Genomic DNA, 5,613 nt, shown 5'->3' on the forward strand with positions numbered 1-5,613 from the left:
CTGCGAGGTGAAGGCACCACGGCGAAAGGGAGCATCCGGCCATGACCGTCCGCAGCGAGCGGGACCAGCACGTCGTCACCCTCACCATCGACCGGGAGAAGAAGCTCAACGCCCTCGACTACCCGACGATCGACGCGCTGCTCGCCGAACTAGACCGGATCGACGCCGACGACACCGTCCGCGCCGTCATCCTCACCGGCGCCGGGCAGCGGGCCTTCAGCGCGGGCGCGGACATCCCGTCCCTGGCGGGCAGCATCGCCGGCGGGGCCGAGCGGGCGCTGCGCGAGTTCGTCCGGCGCGGCCACGGGCTGACCCGGCGGATCGAGGAGTTCCCGAAGCCCGTCATCGTCGCGGTGAACGGGCTCGCGTACGGGGGCGGATGCGAGATCACCGAGGCGGCGCCACTGGCGATCGCGGCCGAGCACGCGACCTTCGCCAAGCCGGAGATCTCGCTCGGCTTCCCGCCGCCCTTCGGCGGTTCGCAGCGGCTGCCGCGCCACGTCGGCCGCAAGCGCGGTCTGGAGCTGATCCTGACCGGCGACCCGATCCCGGCGGCCAGGGCCGCCGAGCTGGGGCTGGTCAACTCGGTCGTCCCGGCGGACGAACTCCTCGACGCGGCGCGCGACCTGGCCGAGCGCATCATCCGGCACGCGCCGACCGCCGTGGCGGCCTGTCTGCGGGCCGTCACCCGGGGGATCAACCTGCCGATCGACGAGGGCCTCGCGGTCGAGGCGGCGGCCTTCGCGGCCACCGTACCGACGGACGGGGTGCGGGACGGGCTGCGGCGGTTCCTCGACCGTTCGCAGGGTGCCCGCTGAGCTTCGCCTGTCGGCCCTTTGCTCGTCGGCCCGCGCCTGCCGGCCCCCGTCCGGCGGGGGCGGGCCGACGATAATCACTTGGCCCGGAGTGACGGGCCGGGCGATCATGGCGGGATGTCTGATCTGCTCGGGCGTGTGAACGCCTTCCGTGCCGCATTCGCCCGCCGCCAGGCGGCCGAGACCGTCGAACTGCCGGAGTATCCGGGGGTGTTCGCGGTCCGGGACACGGAGTTCGCCCTGTCCCACGAGCACAACCAGCTGATCGTCACCGGCCCGGGGACCGACCCGGCGGCGCTGCCCGGGCTGGCTGCGCGGTGGCTCGGGCCGCGCCGGCAGTACGCGATCTCCGCGCTGGAGGAGGAGCCGGGGGAGCTGGCCACCCCGGTGCTCACCGAGGCCGGGTACGAGCGGAGCACCGCCGTCGTCCTGATCCGGGACACGGCCGGCTGTGAGCTGCCCGAACCGGCCGCCCGCCCAACCGAGTTCGCTGAGCTGCGGGCGGCCGTCCGGCGCCAGCAGTCGGAGTGGTACGCGGAGGAGGAACTCGGCCGCCAGCTCACGGACCGCCGTGCGGCCAGGCTGCGCGGTGCCGACCAGGTGTACTTCCTGGCCGCCCGGACACCGGACGGCGAGGTCGCGGCCTGGGCCGACCTCTACCTCGACCCGGCCGTCGGGCTGGCGCAGGTGGAGGACCTGGTCACCGACTCCCGGCACCGCGGCGCGGGCCACGGCGACACCCTGCTCGCCATCGGCCTGGCGCTGGCCGCCGCGGCCGGGATCCCGCAGCTCTTCCTCCTCGCGGACGCGGCCGACTGGCCGCGCGAGTGGTACGGGCGGCGCGGCTTCACCGAGATCGGCCGCAGCCACTCCTTCCATTCCCGCTGATGCCGGTTGTCGGAAGTCGGTCGTTGAACGTAGGTCGTCGGATGCCGGGGGGCGGCCCCGGGCGAGGGCGAGCAACCGGACCGGTCCGGCGCGCCGTCCGTCAGGCAATGGCGGCCGCAGCGGGACTGACGGGTGGTGGTGTCCGCCGGTTGCCGCGGTGTCCGGCGACGGTGTCGGCGAAGGCACGGGCGAGCGGACCGAGGGTCTCCCAGTCGCGGACGGCCCAGCCGACGGTGAGGGCGGGCAGGTCGGGCAGCGGGAGCAGCCGGAGAGCGGGGTGGCCCGGGCCCTGCCACTCGGGGAGCGCGGGGACGACGGCCTGACCGAGGCCGAGTTCGGCCAGGAGGATCGCGGTGTCCCAGTCCGTGACGCTGGTGTCGAAGACCGGCCGGATGCCCGACTTGCCGAGCCAGTCGTCGAGTTGGGAGCGGGACACCGAGTTCTGCGGCAGCCCGATGAGCCGGGCGTCCTGCAGGTCGGCGGGTTCGACGCGCTCCCGGGCGGCGAGCGGGTCGCCGGCCGCGACGGCGAGCACCCAGGGCAGGTCGACCACCGGCCGCTGGTCGATGCCGCGGACCGGGGTGCCCATGGTGATCCAGGCGAGGTCCACGTGGCCGGCGTTGAGCGCCTCCAGGCAGCTGCGGCTGGACACCCCGGTCTGGAACTCCAGGCTGACCTGCGGGAACCGCTGTCGGAAGTCCACCACGGCCGCGGACATGAAGTGCCGGATGCTGGTGGCACCGGTGGTGATCCGTACGGATCCGCCCTCCCCGCGCGCGAGTTCGGCGATGGTGCGCAGGGCGTGGTCGATCCCGCCCAATCCGGCGGCCACGGCGGTCTGGAGATGGCGCCCGGCCCGGGTGGGCACCACGCCGCGCGGATGGCGTTCGAGCAGGGGAAGGCCGAGTTCGCGCTCCAGCCGCTTCACGTGCTGGCTGACGGCGGACTGGCTGCACGCCAGGTCGCGGGCGACGGCACTGAGCGAGCCGGCCCGGCAGACGGCGGCGAAGACACGGAGGTCGTCGAGGGTCATAGACACCCAAGGTAATGCTTGGAGGTATCTCAGCAAACCGGTGGATTGACTTGGGTATCGGGAAGGATCGATCATCGACGGCAGGGCCCGCGAGAAGGGCGGCAACCCGCCCGCTGCCTTCGCGGCGCTCCGGACGCCGGGGCGGGGGCACGGCGGGTGCCGACCCGTGTGAAACCAGTGTGTTGAGTGGCGTGTTGAGTGGCGTGTTGAGTGTGTGATTCGCCCTGTGAGGCGCTCTGTGATTCGCCGTGTGATGAGTGCGTCGAGTCCGGGGTTGAGTCCGGCGTCGACGCCCGTCCAGGGCGCCGACGCCGGTGGACGCGGTCTGTGAGGTCAGGCGCCGGTGAGCGCCGCCGGTGCGTCGAGCCTCTCCCTGAGGGAGGCCGACAGGTCGCGGGCCTCGTGCTCGGTCATCCGGTGGGTCTCGTACGGCACGGCGTTGACCCAGCGCTGGGTCAGCCGGGCGATCCGCTCGCCGTACCGCTGTGCGGTGATCAGGTCGCCGTGCGAGCCGGCGTGCTCCGGGCCCTGGTCGGCGTGGCTCTGGCTCATCAGACCGAGCCAGGAGCCCAGCCGGTTCACGTCGTCACGGGTGCCGCCGCTCCAGTTGTTGCCCGGCATGTCGCCCACGCCGATCCACTGCATGCCCATCTGCGCGGAGAACACCGCCAGCTGCTCCAGGACCGTCAGCTTGTCTCCGCTCTGCGAGGCGGACATGGTGAAGCCGCCGGCCAGCTTGTCCTTCCAGGCCTGCATGGTGAACGGCGTGAACGCCGCCTCCATGAACGCCTTGAACACCGCCGACACACTGCCCATCAGCGTCGGGGAACCGAAGACGATCGCATCGGAGCGTTCGAGCAGCGCCAGCACCTCCGCATCGTGCCAGCGGCCCGCGTTGACGTCCTCGGGCCGGATCTCGACGAGATGCACCCGGGCGCCCGGCACCAGCCGAGCCCCGTCGGCGAGGTGCTCGGCCAGGACCCGGGTGTGCCCGTGCACCGAGTGGTACACCACCGCCACCGTGGCGGTCGGCTCATCGTGCGCACGGTCAACGCCATTGACTGTCATGACTGTTCACTGCTTCCGTTCGTGGGGAAGTCCCTGCTTGCCCAGGTCCTTGCCTGCCCACTCATCACAGCCCGCGCACGGCACGGCATCAACGCCGAACTTCGGCACCCAGCGATCGGTCACACCGATCGATCGCGCGCTAGCCTGGCCCCGTGGACAGGATGGAACTGGAAGCATTCGTCGCGGTCGCGGAGGAACTCCACTTCGGCCGCGCCGCCGCGCGCCTGCACCGGGGGCAGCCCACCATCAGCGACGCCGTCAGACGGCTGGAGAACACCCTGGGCGGGCGGCTCTTCCACCGCACCAGCCGCCGGGTGTCACTGACCGGTCTCGGCGAAGCGCTGCTGCCCGACGCCCACGCCACCCTGGCCCAGCTGCGCCGCTTCCAGCAGCGCGGGCGTTCCCTGGCCGCCGGCGACCGGACCGGTACCACCCTCGTCGTCGCCCACGCCGAGTACACCGGCCACCAGCTGCTGTTGCGCTGCCTGCCGCAACTGCGCGACCGCTTCCCGGACGTGACGATCGTGCCGGAGGCCATGCCGACCACGGCCCAGCTCACCGCCCTGCGGGCGGAGACGATCGGGCTGGGCATCGGCTGGGCGGCCGACGACGTCAGTGGCGTACGCGCGAGGGTGCTGTCCACCGAGAGGTTCGTGGCGCTCGTACCCGCGGCACACCCGCTCGCCGGGCGCGCCGAGCTGAGCGCGTCCGAACTGTCCACCAGCGACCTGCTCACCTGGCCCCACCAGATCAACAGCGGCCTCTGCGACCGCCTCCTGTCCGCCTTCAGCATCGGCGGAGCCGACCTGCGCATCATCCGGACCGCCGACAGCGTGCACGCCATCGCCGCCCATGTCGCCGCGGGAACGGGCATCGGCATCACCGTCGAATCCGCGCTCGACCACCAGCCACCCGGCCTGAGCGTCATTCCCCTGACCGGCCCTTCGACCACCGTCGACCAGGTCGTGCTCACCCCCGCCGAGCCGTCGGAGACCGCCACGGCCCTGCGCGAGCTGCTGCTGGAGGCCTCGGCGCGGGCGCCCTCCGCCGGTCGGTGAGGGATGAGCGCCGTGCTGTCGTGCGGGGGAGGCGATTGAGCCCGGTGGGTCTGGCGGGTTTGCTGGGGCCACTGGGTTTGTCGGGTGTGCTGGGTTTGCTGGGTGTGCGGACATCGTGCTGCGCTCAGGGGGTGTCGCACGTAGCGGCGCCGTGTGTTCGGCCGTGTGCCTCGGCCGCTCGCAGGGTGGCGGCGATGTCGTGGAAGCCCCGCCGTTCGGCGTGGGCGCGGGCGGTGGTGCCGTCGGCGTCCGGGAGGAGCGGGTCGGCCCCGTGGGCGAGGAGGACGCCGACGATCTCGCGATGGGCCGGGCCGCCGTCGCCGAGCAGGACGGCCTCCAGCAGGGCCGTCCAACCGAGGTCGTTGACGTGGTCGACGTCGATGCCGGTCTCGTCGAGCACCGCGCGGACGTAGGCGACGTGGCCGCGTTCGGTGGCCGGGATGACCGAGACCCCGCCGTAGCGGTTGCGGCGGGTGAGGTCGGGGCCGCCGGGGAGCAGGGCACGCATCATCGGGACGCTGCCGGTGATGCCGGTGACCAGCCACGGGCTGTTCAGCTGGGAGTCCTGGGCGTTGACGTCGGCGCCGGCCTCGACCAGCAGCCGGGCGACGGCGACCCGGTCGGCGAAGGCGGCCCGCAGCAGTGGGGTACGGCCCTCGGCGTCCCGCGCCTCGACGCTCGCGCCCGCCGCCAGGGCCGCGCGGACGGCGTCGAGCTCGCCGCGCTCGGCGGCCTCCAGCAGGGACCGGTC

The 5,613-nt window shown here is 73.0% G+C and carries 6 protein-coding genes; 3 read left to right on the forward strand and 3 right to left on the reverse strand.

The window, feature by feature from the left end:
- Positions 1-41 precede the first annotated feature (41 nt).
- Together J0670_RS28290 and J0670_RS28295 are read left to right on the forward strand one after the other, a co-directional pair.
- A complete protein-coding gene (locus J0670_RS28290; protein WP_207814528.1) occupies positions 42-818 on the forward strand; it encodes a crotonase/enoyl-CoA hydratase family protein in 777 nt (258 codons plus the stop codon).
- A 114-nt stretch (positions 819-932) separates the two neighbouring features.
- On the forward strand, positions 933-1,703 hold the full coding sequence (locus J0670_RS28295; RefSeq protein WP_207814529.1) for a GNAT family N-acetyltransferase: 771 nt from the start codon (positions 933-935) through the stop codon (positions 1,701-1,703).
- Positions 1,704-1,803: 100 nt separating this feature from the next.
- On the opposite strand, the gene J0670_RS28300 is transcribed toward J0670_RS28295, so the two are convergent.
- Together J0670_RS28300 and J0670_RS28305 are read right to left on the reverse strand one after the other, a co-directional pair.
- Positions 1,804-2,736, reverse strand: coding sequence for a LysR family transcriptional regulator (locus J0670_RS28300; protein WP_207814530.1), 933 nt, complete (start codon positions 2,734-2,736; stop codon positions 1,804-1,806).
- A 333-nt stretch (positions 2,737-3,069) separates the two neighbouring features.
- Positions 3,070-3,804 carry a flavodoxin family protein gene (locus J0670_RS28305; RefSeq protein ID WP_207814531.1) on the reverse strand — a complete coding sequence of 245 codons (735 nt, stop codon included), beginning with the start codon at positions 3,802-3,804 and terminating at the stop codon, positions 3,070-3,072.
- Positions 3,805-3,965: 161 nt separating this feature from the next.
- Between J0670_RS28305 and J0670_RS40040 the strand changes: the two genes are divergently transcribed.
- Positions 3,966-4,862, forward strand: coding sequence for a LysR family transcriptional regulator (locus J0670_RS40040; protein ID WP_279383081.1), 897 nt, complete (start codon positions 3,966-3,968; stop codon positions 4,860-4,862).
- 124 nt (positions 4,863-4,986) lie between these two features.
- On the opposite strand, the gene J0670_RS28320 is transcribed toward J0670_RS40040, so the two are convergent.
- The coding region (locus J0670_RS28320) for an ankyrin repeat domain-containing protein (protein WP_207814532.1) at positions 4,987-5,613 on the reverse strand (627 nt) is incomplete at its 5' end.

It is taken from the genome of Streptomyces sp. FH025 (assembly GCF_017427025.1).
GTDB lineage: Bacteria > Actinomycetota > Actinomycetes > Streptomycetales > Streptomycetaceae > Kitasatospora.